The organism is Candidatus Thiothrix putei, from assembly GCA_029972225.1.
GTDB lineage: Bacteria > Pseudomonadota > Gammaproteobacteria > Thiotrichales > Thiotrichaceae > Thiothrix > Thiothrix putei.
Genome location: CP124756.1, coordinates 3428108 through 3448795 on the forward strand (window position 1 = coordinate 3428108; position 20688 = coordinate 3448795).

Sequence of the window (20688 nt, forward strand, 5' to 3'; positions counted from 1 at the left end):
AAAATGAAAACAATAAAGCAAAGTGTTGCTTTGGCAATTCTCATGGCCTGCACCCCTGCCAGCAGCTTGGTATTCGCTGCCGACAAGCAACTGCAAAATATTACAGCACAATCTGCGGGCAATAAAACTGAAATCCAATTGCAATTCAGCTCCCCAGTAGAATTGCCAAAAGGTTTTCTCATGGAAAATCCTTCACGGCTAGTCTTTGATTTTCCCGCTACCGAAGTTGCGCCCAATACCCGCAGCAAAGCCGTTAACTTAGGGCAAGTGCAAACGATAGACGCAGCCAATAACAAAGGCAAAGCACGGGTGGTCGTGCATTTAAATGGGCTGGTTGACCATACCGTTGAGTCACGTGGTAACACCGTTGTCATGTTGTTTGACAACACAGGCAACAAGCATGACCAAAAGACGCCTGCTCCCGCGATGCAACGTAGCGGTAAAGCCGCATCCGATACCTTCACGCCAGCACCAAAAACTGAAATAGCGGCAGCCCCCCCCACTTTTGTGATCCCACCACAACCACAAACAGCGGCAAAACCATCCGTCGTAGAGACGCAAAATCTTGCGTCTCTACCTTCAGCCAACAAACCTTTGCCATTGCCAGAACTGCCTATTCCTCAGGCATTACCAACTGATTACGCTTGGTATACACCACCCGATACAACAGCGCCGGTAACAACTCCCGCACCCGCGCCACTCAATAAAACTGTAGCCGTAGCCCCTAAAGCAACGGCTCCCGTTGTAGCCAACCCCGTCATAGCAAAGGCTCCAACAGCTACGCCATTACCCCCTGTTCAAGCATCTACAGCGGTTAATGCAGCGTCACAGTTGCAAGGTGTTGACTTCCGACGTGAACCTGACGGTGGCGGACGAGTCATCATTAACCTACCCTCAGCCAATACCCAAGTTAGCGACAGTAAAAGCGGCAACACCATCACCGTTACATTGGCTGATGTTGATGTCCCCAGCGATCTGCAAAAGCGTATGGATGTCATGGATTTTGGTACACCCGTCAGCGGCATTGACGTAGCACAACGCAATGACGGCGCACGAATTCGTATTTCCAGTCACGAAGGGTTTGAACACCGTACCAAACGTAATGGCAATGAGTACACCGTCTATATCGACAAACTCAAAGTATCAGCAGAAGAAAAATTGGCTGGAGAACAGAAAAAGAAAAACTTTACCGGCGAAAAACTCTCGCTCAACTTCCAAGACATCGAAGTACGGGCGGTACTGCAATTACTGGCCGATTTCACCGACAAAAATATCGTGGTCAGCGATACCGTAGCGGGCAACATTACGGTGCGCCTCAAAGATGTACCGTGGGATCAAGCCCTCGACATCGTGCTCGAATCCAAAAATCTGGCAATGCGCGAAAACGGCAACGTCATCTGGGTCGCACCTGCTGCCGAATTGACCGCGAAAGAACAGCAAGAGCTGCAATCCATCAAAGCCAAGCAAGAGCTGGAACCGTTGGTAACGGAATACATTGCCATCAACTTCGCCAAAGCAACTGAACTATCGGCGTTGATTGAAAAATCCAAAGGCGAAGACAAACAGTCCCTGCTCTCGCCGCGCGGCAAAGTGTCGGTGGACGAACGTACCAATACCCTGTTGGTGCAAGACACGGCAACGCAAGTCAAAGCCATTCGCGATTTAGTGAAAGCACTCGACGTTCCGGTCGAACAAGTCCTAATCGAATCACGCATTGTCATTGCCAATGACACCTTTGGCAAAGAACTCGGCGCACGTTTCGGCGTCACGCCCATGTGGGTGAATCAAGACAGTATCGGCATGGGAACCGGCCATCTTGGCGCTGGCACTGACAAGTACTGGGAAAGTGCCACCAAAGCCCTTGCCGACACAACAGGTAAAAGCACTGTTACCATCCCCGGTCTCAATGACCGCCTCAGTGTCAACTTACCGGTGACTGGCGCGATTGGCAGTTACGGCTTCTCCATTTTGAGTAAGGACTTCTTGGTCGATCTCGAACTCTCTGCCTCACAAGCCGAAAGTAAGAGCGAGACCATTTCTAGCCCACGGGTGATCACCTCCAACCAAACCAAAGCGCTGATCGAACAAGGTGTAGAAATTCCTTACCTGCAAGCGTCTTCCAGCGGTGCGGCGAACGTAGCCTTCAAAAAAGCGGTGTTAAGCCTTGAAGTCACGCCACAAATTACCCCGGACGAACACATTTCAATGGACTTGAAAGTGAATCAGGACACCGTAGGGCAAATCTTCTCCGGCGTCCCCAGCATCAACACCCGTGAAGTGCAAACCAAAGTGCTGGTAGAAAACGGTCAAACGGTAGTACTTGGTGGTGTGCATGAAGAAGAAACCCTCAGTGGCACAACCAAAGTACCCGTATTGGGTGACGTGCCCGTGTTAGGCCGACTGTTCCGCACCGACAACAACAGCAACAAGAATCGTGAGCTACTGATCTTTGTTACCCCGAAAATTGTGGACAGTAAACGCTAAAGCAGTCCACAAGCTGCTTGATTCCCGCGCCCAGTGCTGGCATAAATCCCCCATGCAAAACAGTATCATTCTGGTGGGATTGATGGGCGCGGGAAAATCCACCATAGGCCGACAACTTGCGCGACGACTGAACCTAACCTTCTACGATTCCGACCGGGTGATCGAAGAGCGCACGGGTGTCAGCATCCCCACCATCTTTGAACTTGAAGGAGAGGCTGGCTTTCGCGAGCGTGAAGAACAAATCATTGCCGAACTCACGACTTTACCCGACATCTTACTCGCCACTGGCGGCGGCAGTGTTTTGCGCGAGACTAACCGCGAACACATTAAAGCGGGCGGTTGCGTGATCTACTTAAAAGCGTCCGCCGATCAGCTCTTTCAGCGCATCAAACACGACCGCAGCCGCCCGTTGATGCAAACCGAAAACCCGTTGCAAACCTTGCGCAACTTGCTCAAAACCCGCGAACCGTATTACCTGGAAGTCGCTGATTTAGTCGTGCCAACGGGCAAACAAAAAGTGAATGTCATTCTGCGCGAAATTCAAAACAAACTCAAACAATTACAGGAAGTTACCCATGCAAACCCTTAACCTCGACCTTGGCGAGCGCAGTTACCCAATCCACATCGGGCAAGGCTTGCTGCAACAGGCCGAGCTGGTCACACCGCACATCAAAGGCAAAAGCGCGGTAGTCGTGTCCAACACCACCGTTGCCCCGCTGTATCTGGAAGCCACGCAACGCTTGCTCACGGGTTTGAAACACTCTGCCGTTATCCTTCCCGATGGTGAAGGCTACAAAAATCTCGATGTCCTCAACCAGATTTACACCCACTTACTGGAACACAAAGCCGACCGTAAAACCACGCTGATTGCGCTGGGCGGCGGTGTGGTGGGCGACATGACGGGGTATGCGGCGGCAAGTTACCAGCGTGGCATCAACTTCATCCAAATCCCCACCACCTTGCTGGCAATGGTCGATTCATCCGTCGGCGGCAAAACGGGCGTAAACCACCCACTCGGCAAGAACATGATTGGCGCATTCCACCAGCCACAATGCGTGCTGATCGACACCGACAGTTTGAATACACTCGCTGATCGCGAACTCAGTGCAGGCATTGCGGAAGTGGTGAAATACGGTCTGATCCGTGATCCTGCCTTCCTGCAATGGCTGGATGCCAATATGGATAAGCTGTTGGCGCGTGATCCCGACGCATTGACCTACGCGATTTTTCGTTCCTGTGAACACAAAGCCGAAGTCGTGGCAGCAGATGAACGCGAATCAGGGCAACGTGCTTTACTGAACTTAGGGCATACCTTCGGGCACGCGATTGAAGCGGCAATGGGTTACGGCAACTGGCTACACGGCGAAGCCGTTGCAACCGGCATGGTGATGGCAGCGGAATTATCGCAGCAAATGGGCTGGTTAACGGCAGATGACGTGGCTTACACGCGCCACATTTTGCAACGGGCTAACTTACCCGTTGACCCACCTGCACAAATGACGGGCGAAGACTTCACCCGCTATATGTCGGTGGATAAGAAAGTGCTGGATGGCACATTGCGCCTTATCCTCATGAAATCACTGGGTGAATCCATCGTCACCGCCGACTTTGATCCGGCGGCACTCAAGCGCGTGTTAAACCGAACCCTGTAGGTCGGGCTTCAGCCCGACTTGTCGGACTAAAGTCCGACCTACCACGGTGTTATTTTCCTAACTTCATCAGCTTACCACCCTGCTTATACGCCAACGCCTCCAAGATGATGCCGTTGGTGTTGGCGGTAATTGCTTTGTTCGGCTGACCACTAACTTCATACAAACCGGAATACCAACCGCGTTCGGGGTCAGCCAATGTCGCCGCCTTCTCCACCAATTTCTTGGTGTAATCGGTTTCATACAGCACGTGCCAGCCAAATGCCGCCTTGGTACTCAAGGTTTTAAACTGGCTCGCATCTTCGCCTTTTTCCGAAATCGCGTTCCAGATTTTGCCATCGGTAAACACGGTGTTGTAAACGAAGTACGGCGGCTGGTCGATATTGTCTTCGGACACAGCGGTGAGAATACCCGTCTCAGCAAAGCGCTTTTCCTGTGCCTTATACACGCGCCATGCCAATTCTTGCGACAGATGATCCCAACCGAATTCCACACCATCCAGAATGTACGGTTCACTCACCACGTAGTTGTGCGCCCCGTATTGCTGCGCACTGCGGCTATCGGTCGCCACTTGAATGCCACCAATGTCCACAAACTTGAGAAAATCGGTGTAACGCAACGAGTTCGAGACATCCAAGCCCATCAGATTGAAGGATTTCGCCGCGTATTCTTCATAGCCCAAACGCCCTTCCTGTAGGTATTCGGTTTTGCCATCATCATTGACCACAGCACCCTGCAACACACCGTTGACCAGCATCGGCTGCGTATCCCAACGTTCCATCACTTTTTTAACGGAAGCGGTGTGTTGCGGGTAATGCCATGCCAATACGTTGAGCGGCACGAGCACCCGCCCGATGTCGATTGCCGACCAACCAATGCCTTTCTCGCTCGGCTGATTGTTGTAATCGACCATTTGCAAGGAAATCGTGTTGTAGGACTTGTTCGGCAACTTGCCTTCAAACAGCGCCATTTTCGTCAGAGAATCAAGGGCTTTGAAAATACGCGCATCGAATTCAACCTGATCAATAATCCCCAAGCGTTGCGCCGCTATCACTGCCATCAGATAGGACGAAGTATCCCACAACGTCGACGCATTGTAGTTATCGACCGAATTCACCAAGCCGGTTTCAGAAATCGTATTGTTCTGGAAATACTTCCACGCCGTTTTTGCCCACGCCATTTCCTCCGCCGTCGACGGGCGAGGCGGGGCAATATTCACATCCGTGCTGGCTTCAATGATCGCCTCAGGCGTATTCGCATTGCCCACACTGAGTCCCTCCAACCAGCCCACCAAACCAAACGCGGTGACTAACCCTGTCAAAAAAATCAAATGGCTACGCGCACGCACCAAGCCCTGCTTAAAACTCATACTGTCACCTCGTTATTATTATACTGTTGGGGTTGAGCCACTTCCTCAGCAACCTCGTCTGTCTCCGGCTGCCAAAACGCCGCCATGACAATCCCACTCAACGCCAAAATATTATTCAGCCCCCAAAACAGGTTGGTCAAAATCCCACCTATCGAATAATCGCTATTGCCCAGCACAAAAAACTGCACACTGGCATACGCAATCCCCAGCACCGTCAACACAATCACCGCAAATTGCGGCAGCACCAGATGGAAAAAATTACCTTCTTGCCGGTCTTTCGGTGTCACCGGAAACTTAATCTGCTCCCCCTTCAACACCGTCCAAATTGCCTGAAGATTCACCGGGAAAAACGACAAGTAACTGGCTTTGGAACGGTAGCCCGCTATCCCCCACGTCCCCACCATAAACGCCAATTCCATCGCAATCAGGAACGGCAAAATGTGCAGGAAGAAATCGCCGGTATACGCACTCACAGGCGCAATCCCACTAAACAAATAAATCAACGGCGCTGCCAAAAACAGCATATTCCAGATACCGCCAAGGTATGACCACGCGGTTGCACCGTACATCAAGCGTTGCGCCCAACTCATGCCTTTGCGCGTCATCGGGTTGTCGTGCATGACAATATCCAACGTGCCACCTGCATATTTGAAGCGTTGCACCGTCCAACTCAATAAGTCTTGCGGCGACAACATTTTGGATTCAACCGCCGGATGCAGTACCGATTTCCAATGCCGATCTTCATCCGAATGCAGCACAATCGAGGTGTAAATATCTTCGGAAACGTGGAAACGGTACGGGGTAAATTCCTCCTCGCCCGCTACCTGATGGCGCATTTCCTGCACCAAACCGCTATCGAGTGCTTCACCACCCATCAGCTTTTGCAACTGTTTGGACTGCTTACCGACCTGCTTTTCGATGGTATCGGAATAGGTTTTGAGTGCCGCTTCCATCACTGCTTCACGCCGATGAATCGAGCCTGCCCCGCAACAAAACGACGCATTCGCCCAATTGCGGCGGCGTTGGATAATGTCGTAAAACATCTTCGGCTCATTAACGAACGGGTCTTCACCGACGCGCATTTCGCCGATCACTGCTTCCACGCCTTTACCCAGCCAACGACCAGGGGCTTTCAGATATTTACCCAATACATCGGGCAAACGCTTACCTTCCGGCAAATCGAAGAACCATTGCGGGGTTTGCACCCACGCCACATCCGGGTCACGGAAATAGCCGAGCGTGTGTTCCAAAATCGTCGGGAATGGGCGCGTATCGGCATCGCAAATCACGATGAAATCACCGTGAGTTTGCTCCATTGCATTGCGCAAATTGCCCGCTTTGAAACCGATATTGCTGGTGCGGGTAATGTAACCCACACCTTCCTCTTCGGCGACGTGGCGCATTTCCGCACGCTTGCCATCATCCAGCACGAAAATTTTCAGCTCAATCGAATGCGGATACGTGACCTTTTTGGCATCGCGGATACTCAAACGTACCAGCTCCACGTCTTCGTTGTAGCTGGGGAAAAACACATCCACTTTCAGCGGGCGTTCTTCGCCATGATCAGGGCGCACTACTTCACTCAAGCTGGCAGGTGGTGGTAATTGCGCGTAATCCTGCACTTTCCACAAGTTGAACACGAACAAGCCCAAGCCGAAGTAGGAGGCGGTTTCCGCAAATGCTAGTGGAATCGCATACCACAGCGCATCCGGGTTAAGCGAAGCCGTCCACCGCCACCACAAATACCACGCCCCCAAGGTCAGGGCGATGACGGCGAGAAATTGCCAAATACTTTCCGTCACCGCTGAATATTCCAACGGCGGTTCGGGTTTGCGGTCTTCAAATTTGTCGAAATAGAATCCCATAACTGTGCATTCTTATTGTTGTGGTTGAACGGTGAAACGGTATTCGTTGCTGCTTAACAGCTTGCCTTGCGCATCGTGGATAGCGGCTTCCAGACGGTATTCGCCCGCATCCAATGCAGGTGCGGTGTAATCCCGCAAGTGCTGGTGCATATCCGCCGTCAGGTTGAATGCCCATGTTTGCGTATCCAGTGTTTGCTTGCCGCGTAACAGCTTGATGTCATAACGTGCGTTGGAATAATTCGCGGTGCTGTCATTCAACGCCCACGCACCAAACGTAATGGTTTCACCGACGGCGTAATCCACCTTGCTCCACGCCAGACTCGGCAAAATGGGCTGGTAGGCACGTTGCAACGCGTAATACCCCGGCTTGGGTTTGCGCCAAAAATCCACCATGCCCCAGTTCATCGACGGCCAGTCTTCCACCAGCATGAACTGGAACAACGCCCCAACCGGACGATACGCTTGGCGACGGTACGATTCGGCAGCAAGCTGGTTTAAGCGGGCTTGGTATTGCTGGGTATTATTGATGAATTCATCCAGCGTTTTGCCTTGCGGGACTTTGGCAATTTCCAAGGTTTCCTTGCGCTGGAAGTTATGGAACGCCCATTCCTCCCATGTCACATCCGTGGTGGGCAATTCTGCTTCATGCCCCAGAATCTTGCGCAAGGTTGTCTTATCCGGCAAGGCTTGCGCACCGAATTCAGCAATGGTGGCGGGCTTGGTCGGCTTGGCGTAATCGAGCCAATGACCAGAATACCAACCCAACCACGGGTGTTCTTTGGTGGAAGAAATCATGCTGATCGGGCGAGTTTTTTCCAACGCCAGTGCTGCATGATGCAACTTGTTATCCAGCACTTTGTTTTGCTGCGGGTTGTAATCTTTGTACTTCCACTTCATCCAATCCGCATCCCACGGTGGTTCATTGTGCAACGTCCACTGGATGATGGAAGTGTATTGCCCGAACTGGCGGATCATATCACCCACTTGCGATACAGCTTGTTGGTGGAATTCAGGTGTGTCCTGATAACCCCATTGCAGCGGGAAATCTTGCCAAACCATCAAGCCCATTTCATCGCACAAACGGTAAAATTCGGGGGCAGTGACGTGGGCATGGACGCGCACGGTGTTGATATTCGCATCCAGCATCAATTGAATATCGCGGCGAAAATCAGCCGCTGACATCTCACTGAGCCACTGGTTAGCGATGTAATTCGTGCCTTTGAGCTGGATACGCTGGTCATTGATGCTCCAGATTTCTTGCGGCGAACGGCGGATTTTGCGGAAGCCAATGGTGCGTTCGAAGGAATCGAGTATTTTGCCATCGTGTACCGCGCTGACGGTTAGCGTGTGGAGGTTGGGGTCGCCGTAGCCGTGCGGATTCCAGAGTTTGGGGTGGGCGATGGGGAAAAAAACCCCTCCCAACCTCCCCTTATCAGGGGAGGAGCGAAGAGTACCGCTGAATGTTTTCTTGCTCCCTTCCCTGATAAGGGGAGGGTTGGGGAGGGGTTTCTCTTCCAGCGTCCATTGAAGCTGGCTTCCCTGCGGCAACTCCCCCAACACATCTAAATCCACCAACACCTGCCACTGCTCCAGTCCCTGCACTGGCTGCACCTGCACACGTTGCGGCGCAAGCTGTACCTGCTGAGATTGCTGCAAACGCACCTCACCCCAAATGCCGCCGGTATTCTGTTCCTGCCCCCGATCCGACCAAGCCCCACCGGGGCGCGTATCGTGGTGAGCGAAAATGCCTTTAATCAGTCGTTTACGCAGTGAATAATCTTCCGCCTTTTCCTGCGGACTGTTCACCCGTACCAACAAACTATTTTCGCCAGCCTTCAAATACTGCGAAACATCAAAGGCAAAGGCTTGAAAATAACCTTCGTGCGAACCGAGCTTTTGCCCGTTCAACCACACAGCGGCAAAGTAGTCCACCCCGTCAAAATGCAGGGTAGACACGGTTTCAGGGGACGTATTCGCGTTAAACTTGAGCCGATACCATGCCACGCCGTGATGGTCATAGCCTTGCGTGTACCAGTTGCCGGGAACATTGATGGTTTGCCATACGGCTTTGGCAGCGGGCATCGCTTCCGAACCGGAGGGCAGAAATTCCCACTGCCCCGCCAACGAACCCGTTTTGCTGACAACATCCGGTTGACTGGACGGCATGACACTGCACCCCTGCAAGAACAGCAGCCACACCATCATTACTGCCCAGACCAGCCGTTTCATGTTCAAGCCAATTGTTTGCTGACGTGCAGGTGGTTGCCCTTGGCATCACGGATATAGCGAATGGAATCTGCCAGCAAATGGATCAATCCCATGCCCCAACCGCCTTCCGGTAAATCTTCTGGGTCAGGCATCTCATGCGCCTCGGAATGCACTGCCTCTGGCATGGTGCGACCGCTGTCAGAAATGATCAGATTCACCACTTCAGGGTTATATTCCACCCGCACCCGCACATCATTACCGCCCTGCATTTCATAAGCATGTTCGATGACGTTATTGACGGCTTCCACCATCATCAATTCGAGTTGCCCTAGTTGATCGTCGGAAAGTTCAAGTTCCTTACCGATACCGCGTAACGCACCAGACAGCACACGTACTTGTTCCAAGCGACTGTCGATAGACAGCCGAATGTCATAATGTTGATACTTCGTTTCCATTAGGCTGTCTCCGTTTCCGGCAACAGTTCACTGTAGAAACTGTGCATATTGCTAAACAACATCATGTCGTGAATGTCACTTGGGTTCAGCACCCGACGTCGATCATCGACTAACCAACGAATTTGCGCGTCACTAACATTTAGTACATCGCCATCTGGGGAAATGCAGTCCCCACCGAAAATCAGTTTGTGATCAAGCGCAGCCATACCGCCAATACGGGTGTAATCGCTAATCAGGCATTCTCGAATTTCCGCACCAGACTCGACTAAGCAATTCGCGCCAATCATGCACGGCCCGGTAATCTTGCTGCCTGCTTCAATTTTGGTGCTACTGCCGATATACACAGGCGGGGTAATTTTGACGCGTTCCCAATTCACGCTGACATTGATTCCCGTCCATACGCCGGGGCGCACTTCTTTGCCCGGCATTTGAAAACCGTGAATCTCACCTTGCAAGGCTTGGCGCGTGGCTGCCCACACATCCGGCACTGAACCAATGTCTACCCATTGAAAATCCATCTTGATACCGAAAAACTCTTCACCTGCCGCCACTAATGCAGGGAATAGCTGACTGCCAATGTCATATTCCACCCCAGCGGGAATGTAATCAAAAATTTCTGGCTCGAATAGATAAATGCCAGTATTGATCAGGTTAGAAACAGCCTCTTCCGGCTGAGGTTTTTCTTGGAATTGCACAATACGTTGACGGTCATCCAACTTCACAACCCCGTACTTGTGGACTTCAGCCTGCGGCACTTCCTGCAAGATAATGGTCGCAACCCCCCCCCTCTCTCGGTGTTGGCGCAGTGCTTCACTGAGATCAAGATCAATCCACGCATCGCCACACAACACAATGAAGGTCTCATCGAAAAAGCCAGAAAAGGCTTGGATACGCTTCATGCCACCAGCAGAGCCAAGCGCCTTACCCTCCAACCCCTCCTCTGTCATATAGCCTTCGTAGGAATAAGCTAGGTGTACACCTAACTGATGACCATCACGAAAATAGTTTTCGATCACAGGCGCAAGATGGCTGGTATTCACCACAATATCTTGTACACCATGAGTACGTAGTAACTCGACAATGGACTCCATCACGGGCTTGCGTAGAATCGGGATCATGGGTTTTGGCATTTCATTGGTGATAGGGCGTACCCGCGTACCTTTACCCGCTGCCAGAATCATTGCCTTCATAGAAAGCACCTCCTCAGATGTGAAACGCTATCAATTAGGCAACAACAGCACCCAGTGCCGCCTCAACACTATCTGCCATGCGGAACACGCGATCCATGCGGGTCAGCTTAAAGAGGTCAGCCACAATACCTTTTGCACCTGCAATGATCAGATCGCCACGATTACCCACCATTTTCAATAAGCTAACTAATGCACCGAGGCTGCTACTGTCCATGAATTGGACTTGGCTAAGATCCAACACAATACGCGTAGTGCCATCGGTGAGCAGTTGGCTAATTTGGTGTTTAAGTTCAGGAGCGATGGCGGCGTCCATACGAGCTTCGCCGATGGTAGCGACGGTGAATTCACCTTGAACATGAGTAGAGAGTTTCATTCTTGTTGTCCTCGTTGTTTTTAAGAACCAATCCGGCTTATTTTTTTATAAATATATTGTATACGCCAATTAGTCCAAACGGCAATAATTGTCTCCTGAACGGTCGATCCTTCTTACAAAATATGATAATCCTTTTTTATGTGTGGCAAACCTCATATAATCAAACAATAGATTTCATGAAAACAATAAGTAAGTACAGGAAACCACATCATGTGTGCTCACCATCTACCTGCCCGGCTATTCGTTGACCAAAGTGGAACACCTGAAGGCTTATTTCAATTATTGGATAACGCCTTGGCAGCAGGTGCACAGAGTGTATTTGTGCTGGCTGCTGATGCCAATGGATTCACCCCCTCACAATTGGATAAGCACTTACAAACGTTCCCTATTCCCATTTTTGGCGGTATATTCCCGGAAATCATTGCCAACGGCGAGATACTTCAACGTGGTAGCATTGTATGCGGCTTACCGATGCTCAGTGAGGTTTATCATATTGAGCACTTATCCGACCCTGACGAAGATTATTTTCAGGCAGCCGAAGCGCTGTCTGCATTGATTCCCCCGCACTCAACCCTAGTGACCTTAGTCGATGGCCTTAGCAAGCGGATTGCAGCACTATTAGAAGGTATCTATGAAGTCTTCGGTGATAGTTGCCAGTACATCGGTGGTGGAGCCGGTTCCTTAAGTTTTAAGCCAAAACCTTGTTTATTTAGCAACCAAGGTTTACGGGTTGATTGTGCACAAATTATCGCCATTCAACAACCATTGAACCTTGGTATTGAACATGGCTGGCATAAGTTTGCAGGGCCTTTTTTCGTTACGGGAGCTTACGAAAACACCATTACCACAATCGACTACCAACCCGCTTTCGAGGTTTACCGACAAGTAGTGGAAGCAGACAGCGGCAAACGTTTTCAAGATGTTGAATTTTTCGATCTGGCAAAAAGTTATCCATTTGGCTTAGAGCGTCTGAACGGCGATGTTGTGGTACGTGACCCGCTCTTTAACAATGACAATAAACTTACCTGTGTCGGGGAGGTTCCTGCCAATCATATTATCTACATCCTCAAGGGGGAGGCCGATGACCTGCTGGCAGCTTCCCGTACCTGTGCAGCCACCGCGATGCAGGTACAAGCGCCCCCGCTACTGGCTTTACTGTTTGACTGCATCAGTCGCACCCTCTTTTTAGAAACGCGTTTTGCCGAAGAGATTAACAATATTCACGCCCCCCTACCTAACAACGTACCACTAGTGGGCGCTTTATCATTGGGTGAAATCGCGGATGCAGGTCACACTTGCCTAGAATTTTTCAATAAAACCATTGTGCTAGGCATCATCACGCAAACAGAGAGCACACTGGCATGAACCCAACTCTAGAACTGGTTTCTGTTCAATACGCCCTCGCCCTACTGATTGGGCAGGATTTGGATTTGCGCATCATGTTACGCAAGTTTCTGCCCCCTGCTTTGAAGCTATTGAATTGCCGCAGCGGCTATATCTGGCTGCACCAAAGCATTGCTCAAAAAAATCAAGACAATGCATCTGCTCCGCCACCCTGTTACAGCTCCCCCTCCTTACGCGGAACCTTAGAAACAGACCTGCCACACTTAGCTACACAGGTACAACACTTTGCTAAACAGGACTGGTTCATTAAAAAACCGGGGGAAATCATTTCAATACAAGGTTCCTACTACCACTTTATGCCAATTGGTGACAATGGCCTACTCGTCTTAGTGCGCGACCCACCACTGCCAAACACATACATGCTGGCATTAGGTTTAGTACTCAAGCGCCTCGAAACAGCTTGCCTAGCCTGCCTACAACATGCTTATTTAGAAGAGGCTCGCAAAGAAGCACTCCAAGCCAAGGAAATGGCCGAAAAAGCCAGTAAAGCCAAAAGCGAGTTTCTGGCGATGATTAGCCACGAAATCCGCACGCCCATGAATGGCATTATCGGCTTGACGGACTTGATGCTGTATAGTGAAGTTTCCGCCTCCCAACGCGAACACCTAGGCATGATCAAATCATCGTCCAACGCCTTGCTCGACATCATTAATGAAATCCTCGACTTTTCACGCATTGAAGCTGGAACGCTAACACTCAGCAATACTCCCTTTCAGTTACGCCCCTTATTGCAGGACACTTTTACACCACTTGCCTTGCGGGCAAAGGGTAAGCACCTCACGTTCCAATGGGAAATAGCGGCTGATATACCCGACACTCTCGAAGGTGATGAAGGACGCTTGCGCCAAGTCATGATTAATCTGGTCGGCAATGCCATCAAATTCACCGAGCGCGGGGAAGTAAACGTCACCATCAGCTTGCAAAGTGGTGCGCCAAACGGTCAAGTCTGTGTGCAATTTGCCGTGCGTGATACGGGTATTGGCATTCCCCCTGACAAACAAGCCAACATTTTTCAGCCCTTCCAACAAGCAGATAGCTCGATCACTAGGCGTTATGGTGGCACAGGTTTAGGCTTAACGATTTCGTCACAACTCATCACCATGATGGGCGGACGTTTACGGTTAGCAAGTGATGCCGGTGAAGGCAGTATTTTTTATTTTAGTGTACCGTTCACCATCTCCACACAGCTCACCCCCAGCGCGAAACCAACACAGCAATCCCTGCAACGTACCGAACGCCCCCTCAATATTCTCCTTGCAGAGGACAACGCCATTAACAGGATGCTGGCTGTGCGCCTGTTAAACAAAGCAGGGCATCACGTCAAAGTTGCAGAAAACGGGCAAGAAGCGCTACATGCATGGGAACAGACCCGCCCTGATGTCATCCTCATGGATGTGCAAATGCCGATTATGGATGGATTGGAAGCCACCACCCGAATTCGCTCACAAGAACAAAGCCAGCAATTAACGCATACACCAATCATTGCTTTGACCGCGAATGCCATGAACAGCGACCGGGAACAATGCCTGGCAGCGGGAATGGATAATTTTCTCAGCAAACCCTTTAATGTACAGGACTTGCTGGAAGTCTTAGCACACTCATGTCCTTCAACATAAATCAATCATTAACAAAGAAATATCATCTGGCTTTTCTGTGCTTGTGCTATTCAACCCTAACTTCAGTGCTAATTGCTGAATCACCTGACTGGCAGGCTGCTGCATCAGCGGTTGCAGGCATCTTTTTAGCGTTGCCTCGGTAATCATCTCACCATTAGCTTCTTGCAACTCCAGCAACCCATCCGAATACAAAATAAAGCGGCTGCCAGCGGGAAACGGCAAATGAATGGTTTCATACGCCATATCGGGCAACAACCCAATGGGAAAGCCAGTGCAATCAATCTGCTCCAATTGCGCTGTCATGGGGCTATACAAAAACGGCTGCGGATGCCCCGCCTGCACAAAATACAGTTGCTCCTGACGCGTATCGACCACCCCCATAATCAAGGTGAGATAATGATCGCCCGTATCCAAACGATAATGTAAATGATGATTCAGACGTTCAGCTAAACGTGACGGAAAAGTTGCAACGGTACGTGCATCCAACTCCTCCAAACAATGCAACTCACTGGTAGCACTGAGTAACGTTTGCAAACACATCGACAATAAAGCGGATGCAATCCCATGCCCAGAGACATCAATAGAGTAGAAAAACAACAGATCATCATTAATGGGAAAATAGTTAAACGTATCCCCACCAATATACTGTGCGGGCTGGAAAAACCAATCCACAGCAATGCGCCCAAACGCTTTCTGGCTAGGCAACACGCCTGCTTGCAACACCGCTGCCCGTTCCAAATCACTTTGAATCAATTGCTGTGCTGCCGATAACGAATGATTCACGCTTTCCAAATGACGGTTTTTATCTTCCAACGAATGTTCTAAATCCAATACTCTTTGTGCAGCACGCAAACGCACTTCTAATTCTTCACGCACAATCGGCTTGGTGGCAAAATCATCTGCACCCGCTTCCATCCCCTGAATCAGGTTTTGCTTACCGGACATACCCGTGAGCAAAATAATGTACACGTAATACGGCAACTCAGCCGTGCGCACAGTACGGCATAATGTTGGACCATCCATGATCGGCATGACCCAATCACTGATGACCAATTGAAAATGATGTCGCTGAATCAACTGCCAAGCAGTCTCACCGTTTTCCGCCAGCATTACCTGGTGTCCCATCAGGGTAAGAATACGGCGCAGAATCAACTGCATATCTCTGGCATCATCGACGACTAAGATGTTCATTAGCTATATCTTGTTTTTATGATGTTATTAACACTCGGATAGAGATATGCTATCATTAAAACACAAGATGTCCATATAGATAAAAATGATAAAAAATACAATTCCGGCAAATGGCATCCTTTACGTTTGTCGGATCATCATAACCAACAGGTTAAGGTATAAAAATGACTCATATCACTCCTGTCGATGAAGAAACCTATGCACTGTTGCAGGAAATCATGGCTGACGAATTCACCGAACTGGTAGAATTTTTTCTCACGGATACCGAACAGTCACTGGTTCTGCTCCAACACTGTGTCGCCACGCAAGACAGTACACAAGTAGGCACACTCTGCCACAAACTCAAATCCAGCAGTAAGTTGATTGGTGCATTCCAGTTAGCAGAATTCACCAACTTACTCGAAGACTACAAAGATCATCATGATCAGCAAATCGCCCGAACACACCTAAACCACTTGTGTGCGGAATTTACCCAAGTTGTCGGTTGGCTCAAACAGCAACCAGCTATTGCTTAAAAATAAACGAACAATCATAACAACAGGAATAGTACATGAAAGGCTTAGTGTTTACGGAATTTCTGGAAATGGTGGAACAAACGTTTTCGGCTGATATGGTGGATGACATTATTGAAGCATCCGACTTACCCTCTGGCGGTGCTTATACAGCAGTAGGTACTTATCCCCATTCCGAAATGGTCACGCTGGTGCAAAACCTTTCCAAACAAACCGGAATGCCAGTACCCGATCTGATCAAAGCATTTGGGCGTTATTTGTTCAGCCGATTTGTCGCGCTTTACCCTAGCTTTTTTGAATCAACACCGGATGCCTTTGATTTTCTGGACTCCATCGAAAATTATGTCCACGTTGAAGTACGTAAACTCTATCCAGATGCTGAACTGCCGACTTTTTATACGGCACGCGAAGGCACGCAAAAATTAACCATGATTTACCGCTCCAAGCACCCATTTGCTACCTTAGCAGAAGGCTTGATCGAAGGCTGTTTGACGCACTATCAAGTCAATGCGCACATCGAAATGATTGACCGCTCTGCGGGTCAAGGTACACATGTTGAATTTCACATCACCCGGTTGGATGTGTGATGAATGACGAAATAACTCGCCTGCAACGCCGCCTAGAACGTGAGCGCAGCGCTCGCAAACAGGCAGAACAATTGCTGGAAAGTAAAAGCCTCGCCTTATACCAAGCTAACCAAGAACTCCGGGCGCAAGCTGATTCACTCGAACAAATGATCATCGAGCGTACCCGCGAGTTAGTCGAAGCGCGTGATCAAGCACTTTCTGCGAGTCGTTCCAAAAGCGCTTTTTTAGCCGCCATGAGTCATGAAATTCGTACCCCCATGAATGGCATCATCGGCATGACGACCTTGTTGCAGGACACGCCCTTGGATCCCAATCAACGCCGTCAAGTTGAAATGACGCTGCAATCGGCACAATCATTACTGGGTATTATCAACGACGTTCTTGACATCTCACGGCTAGATGCAGGCAAACTCGAATTGCTAGCAGAAGATTTCAAATTAAGTGAAACCCTCCCCAGTATTATCGAAACCATGGGAATTATCGCCAGCCAAAAACATCTGGAACTGTTTACGATTGTGGATAAGCGCGTCTCCAATTGTTTACACGGTGATGCATTACGTCTGCGCCAAATATTAATGAACCTGCTCGGTAACGCCATCAAGTTTACCCAGCAAGGGCAGATTATCCTGCGTATTTTGCCAGCCACTCACACTACAATCGGTATCCGTGTTGAAATACAAGATTCTGGAGTGGGTATTCCACAAAACAAACAATCCGCACTCTTTCACGCCTTCAGCCAAATCAACCGTTACGATCAACACAATGGCAGCGGTACAGGCTTAGGACTGGCAATAAGCCGTAAATTGGTGCAATTAATGAGCGGTACAATTGGCGTTAACAGCGAATTGGGGCAAGGCAGCACCTTCTGGTTTGAAATACCTTTCGCAGCCAGTAACAATCAGGCAACCTGCGGTTCACTACTAACTACTCGCTGCCTGGTATTGTTATACCCTGAACTACACGCCCAACTGACCGCAGAACAATTATACAATACGGGAGCTGACTGCGTCGTTGCCAGCGATATAGACGCGGCTAATAAACTACTCGACAGGCAATCATTTGACTGGTTAATCACCGACTATAAAAGTTACCCGCTTCCGCAGCGGGCTAAGTTAAACCAGTTACTAGAACGTTTAAACACACTGCCCCATCCTGTGCGTCTGTGCAATATTTCCCCCCAAACCAGCAGTTGCAAGCAGTGTGGCGTAATAGATTTGCAGCAACATTGTAGCTGTTTATTGAAACCGGTGACCCAAAGCAAATTGCTCGGTTTACTCACAACGGCATCACGGCCTACCTCGGAGTCGGCGCTCTTGGCCACCGAAACCCCTCAAGTCATGCAGGCTCGCCAAAATAAAGCCGATGTCATTCAAATGGGGACACACATTCTCGTGGTAGAAGATCACAAAGTTAACCAACTCGTTGCCAAAGGCATGTTAGCCAAACTAGGCTATCGCGTGACCTTAGCTGAAGATGGCTTTCAAGCACTTGATAAAATACGTAGCCAAACTTTCGACCTGATCCTGATGGATATTCAGATGCCCGGCATGAGTGGTGTGGAAACCACCCGGCACATCCGTGCAGAATTTCCTGACAACTCCGTGCCGATTATTGCCCTCACCGCCAATGCTATGAAAGGCGATGAGAAGGAATACCTAGCAGCCGGAATGAACGCCTGCCTGACCAAACCGATTCAATTGGATACGCTGGCAGTTACCCTCAGGGAATGGTGTCCGGCCACTGTCTAATACCCATACAATAACAATAAGGGGAAAACCACCGATGAATCACGTTCAGCATGTCTTGCTTAGTATGTTGCTGGTGCTCGTCTGTTATCTAACCTTCCAGAATCAACAACTCCGCACCGAACTTGCCGCATTGAATACCTTGCAGCAAGATTCAGCCGTGGCACTAACAGAAACCCTTGCGCCGCTCACTGCCCAACTCGAAGCGATTCATGCTATCACCAGTAAACTGGGGCAAGAAGCAGATGAGGCATCCAAGAAAAAACTGACCACCCTACAACAGCGTATCGACTTGTACCAACTCCTCGGCACAGTCAATCAAGCAAACCAATTGCGGGCAGCAGGCAAAGGCACAGAAGCCGCTGAAAAACTTGGCAGCACCAAGAAACCTATTTGGCAAGCAGGCGATACCTTCAACGCCCACAAAGCACGTCTGCAAGGGCTAATGGGTACGATTGATAAACTGGTCACAGCGTGGAAAAGCGGCGACACCACTACAGCACCGGATACGGTACGTAAAGAACTGGAAACCGTTCTGGGGGAACTCAATAATGAACAAAAATAATCTCAATATTGCATTCGCCTGGCTGGCAGGCTTATTACTGGCAGGCATTATCATCTTTTTCGTGAGTCATACCGCACCGCCTGTGCAAAGCGGCGTTAACCATGCATCATCCCAAAGCCAAAGCTTACTCTCACTGCTGGGGGCGCGAACCAATCCCACACGTTCTGATACGTTTTGTGCCTTGTCTACAGCGCCAGATAATAGTTGCTTAGGTGAATCCCAAGCACTGTGCAGTAAAGACTTGGAAATGGCGCAAATTGCCTGGCAATACTTTGAAAACAATTACAACCCCGAAACAGGACTGTATAACGCAGCAGATAAATACCCCTCCACCACCATGTGGGATACCGGTTCGGCATTAGCCGCCACCATTGCCGCCCACGATTTCGGCATCATCGACGACAAAACCTTCGATGAGCGCATCCGAACCATGTTCAAAACCCTTAACAGCATGGAGCTGTTTAATAAGGAAGCACCCAACAAGGTTTACCATACCATTAAAGGTGAGATGGTGGATTATCGAAATCAGCCTACCCCTGACGGTATCGGAGTTTCCACGCTGGATCTGGCACGCCTAATTTCATGGTTGAATACCTTAAGTTGTATGCACCCTAAATACGCCTACCCCGCTCAACAAGTCATTAAACGTTGGGATATGACACGCTTAATCAGTAAAGGGCAAATGTACGGCTTATATCGCGACCCGGTATCCAAAAATATCAGCGTGGTGCAAGAAGGTCGTTTAGGTTACGAACAATACGCAGGGAAAATTTTCCGTGAATTAGGCTACGATCAGCGTGTGTCTGCGGTTTATGACAATGAATACCGGGAAACTATCAATATTTATGATGTACCGATTGCCTATGACCGCCGCGATCCCCGTGATCTGGGTGCTTACAATTACGTCGTAACCGAATCGTATGCGATGGATGCCATTGAAAATGGTATTGATGCCGAAAACCGACCCTTACTGGATAATATTTACAAGGTGCAAAAACGCCGCTGGGAAGAAACGGGTATTGTCACCGCCGTTTCCGAAGACAATATCGACCAAAAGCCGTACTTCTTGTACAACACGATTTTCACCGCCGGGTTGCCGTGGAACACCACCACGGATAAAGGCGTGCGTTACGATAACCTCAAAACCACCTCAATCAAAGCGGCTATGTCCATGGCATTGCTATACCCTGATGACCCTTATAGTAAAGAGCTGGCTTACACCATCAGTTCCGCTTACGACCCTGAGCGCGGCTGGTATTCCGGTATTTATGAAAGTGGCGGCGGTTACAATAAAGCCATCACCGCGAATACCAACGGAATTATCATGAGCTTGTTGCTGTACAAAAAATACGGCGAGTTTGCCCCAGTGTGCAAGCGGTGTCAGCGTAGTTTGAAAATGGATGTCAGTACACCGCAAACATGTGATGTCTGTACGACTGAATAACCCGCTTTTGCTATTAGTAGCTGCTGGTAGT

At 49.7% G+C, this 20688-nt stretch carries 17 protein-coding genes; 10 read left to right on the plus strand and 7 right to left on the minus strand.

What is annotated here, in order from left to right; genetic code table 11:
* Positions 1–3 precede the first annotated feature (3 nt).
* From pilQ to aroB, 3 genes are read left to right on the plus strand one after another with little or no spacing between them, the layout of a single operon-like run.
* Positions 4–2484 (plus strand): type IV pilus secretin PilQ, encoded by a 2481-nt coding sequence (gene pilQ, locus QJT81_17505; GenBank protein ID WGZ93574.1) that lies wholly within the window; start codon positions 4–6, stop codon positions 2482–2484.
* 52 nt (positions 2485–2536) lie between these two features.
* Positions 2537–3073, plus strand: coding sequence for a shikimate kinase (locus tag QJT81_17510; GenBank protein ID WGZ93575.1), 537 nt, complete (start codon positions 2537–2539; stop codon positions 3071–3073).
* On the plus strand, positions 3060–4136 hold the full coding sequence (aroB, locus tag QJT81_17515; protein WGZ93576.1) for a 3-dehydroquinate synthase: 1077 nt from the start codon (positions 3060–3062) through the stop codon (positions 4134–4136). The genes QJT81_17510 and aroB overlap by 14 nt, the downstream gene beginning before the upstream one ends.
* 49 nt (positions 4137–4185) lie before the next feature.
* On the opposite strand, the gene QJT81_17520 is transcribed toward aroB, so the two are convergent.
* From QJT81_17520 to QJT81_17545, 6 genes are read right to left on the minus strand one after another with little or no spacing between them, the layout of a single operon-like run.
* On the minus strand, positions 4186–5502 hold the full coding sequence (locus tag QJT81_17520; GenBank protein WGZ93577.1) for a DUF3131 domain-containing protein: 1317 nt from the start codon (positions 5500–5502) through the stop codon (positions 4186–4188).
* On the minus strand, positions 5499–7367 hold the full coding sequence (locus QJT81_17525; protein WGZ93578.1) for a cellulose synthase catalytic subunit: 1869 nt from the start codon (positions 7365–7367) through the stop codon (positions 5499–5501). The genes QJT81_17520 and QJT81_17525 overlap by 4 nt, the downstream gene beginning before the upstream one ends.
* 12 nt (positions 7368–7379) lie before the next feature.
* Positions 7380–9596: a glycoside hydrolase family 2 TIM barrel-domain containing protein gene (locus tag QJT81_17530; GenBank protein WGZ93579.1), complete on the minus strand. Its 2217-nt coding sequence runs from the start codon at positions 9594–9596 to the stop codon at positions 7380–7382.
* Between the two features lie 2 nt (positions 9597–9598).
* Positions 9599–10030, minus strand: coding sequence for an ATP-binding protein (locus QJT81_17535; protein ID WGZ93580.1), 432 nt, complete (start codon positions 10028–10030; stop codon positions 9599–9601).
* Positions 10030–11220, minus strand: coding sequence for an NDP-sugar synthase (locus tag QJT81_17540; GenBank protein ID WGZ93581.1), 1191 nt, complete (start codon positions 11218–11220; stop codon positions 10030–10032). Before QJT81_17540 ends, QJT81_17535 begins: the two co-directional genes overlap by 1 nt.
* Positions 11221–11254: 34 nt before the next feature.
* A complete protein-coding gene (locus tag QJT81_17545) occupies positions 11255–11593 on the minus strand; it encodes an STAS domain-containing protein (GenBank protein ID WGZ93582.1) in 339 nt (112 codons plus the stop codon).
* Positions 11594–11803: 210 nt separating this feature from the next.
* On the opposite strand from QJT81_17545, the gene QJT81_17550 reads away from it, so the two are divergent.
* Positions 11804–12958, plus strand: a complete 1155-nt coding sequence (locus tag QJT81_17550) for an FIST C-terminal domain-containing protein (protein WGZ93583.1) — start codon at positions 11804–11806, stop codon at positions 12956–12958.
* Entirely contained in the window at positions 12955–14613 is a 1659-nt protein-coding gene (locus QJT81_17555; GenBank protein WGZ93584.1) for an ATP-binding protein, read from the plus strand. The genes QJT81_17550 and QJT81_17555 overlap by 4 nt, the downstream gene beginning before the upstream one ends.
* On the opposite strand, the gene QJT81_17560 is transcribed toward QJT81_17555, so the two are convergent.
* Positions 14605–15804 (minus strand): SpoIIE family protein phosphatase, encoded by a 1200-nt coding sequence (locus QJT81_17560; protein WGZ93585.1) that lies wholly within the window; start codon positions 15802–15804, stop codon positions 14605–14607. The genes QJT81_17555 and QJT81_17560 overlap by 9 nt on opposite strands.
* Before the next feature lie 164 nt (positions 15805–15968).
* Here QJT81_17560 and QJT81_17565 point away from each other — a divergent pair, with 164 nt between their 5' ends.
* The 5 genes from QJT81_17565 to QJT81_17585 are packed head-to-tail and all read left to right on the plus strand — an operon-like array spanning position 15969 to position 20657.
* On the plus strand, positions 15969–16319 hold the full coding sequence (locus tag QJT81_17565; protein WGZ93586.1) for an Hpt domain-containing protein: 351 nt from the start codon (positions 15969–15971) through the stop codon (positions 16317–16319).
* 35 nt (positions 16320–16354) lie between these two features.
* Complete coding sequence (locus tag QJT81_17570) at positions 16355–16903, plus strand: heme NO-binding domain-containing protein (protein ID WGZ93587.1); 549 nt, start codon at positions 16355–16357, stop codon at positions 16901–16903.
* The gene (locus QJT81_17575; protein WGZ93588.1) at positions 16903–18651 is read left to right on the plus strand and encodes a response regulator; all 1749 of its coding nucleotides are present in this window, start codon (positions 16903–16905) and stop codon (positions 18649–18651) included. Before QJT81_17570 ends, QJT81_17575 begins: the two co-directional genes overlap by 1 nt.
* A gap of 34 nt (positions 18652–18685) precedes the next feature.
* Positions 18686–19213 (plus strand): hypothetical protein, encoded by a 528-nt coding sequence (locus QJT81_17580; GenBank protein ID WGZ93589.1) that lies wholly within the window; start codon positions 18686–18688, stop codon positions 19211–19213.
* On the plus strand, positions 19200–20657 hold the full coding sequence (locus tag QJT81_17585; GenBank protein ID WGZ93590.1) for a DUF3131 domain-containing protein: 1458 nt from the start codon (positions 19200–19202) through the stop codon (positions 20655–20657). The genes QJT81_17580 and QJT81_17585 overlap by 14 nt, the downstream gene beginning before the upstream one ends.
* Positions 20658–20688 lie beyond the last annotated feature (31 nt).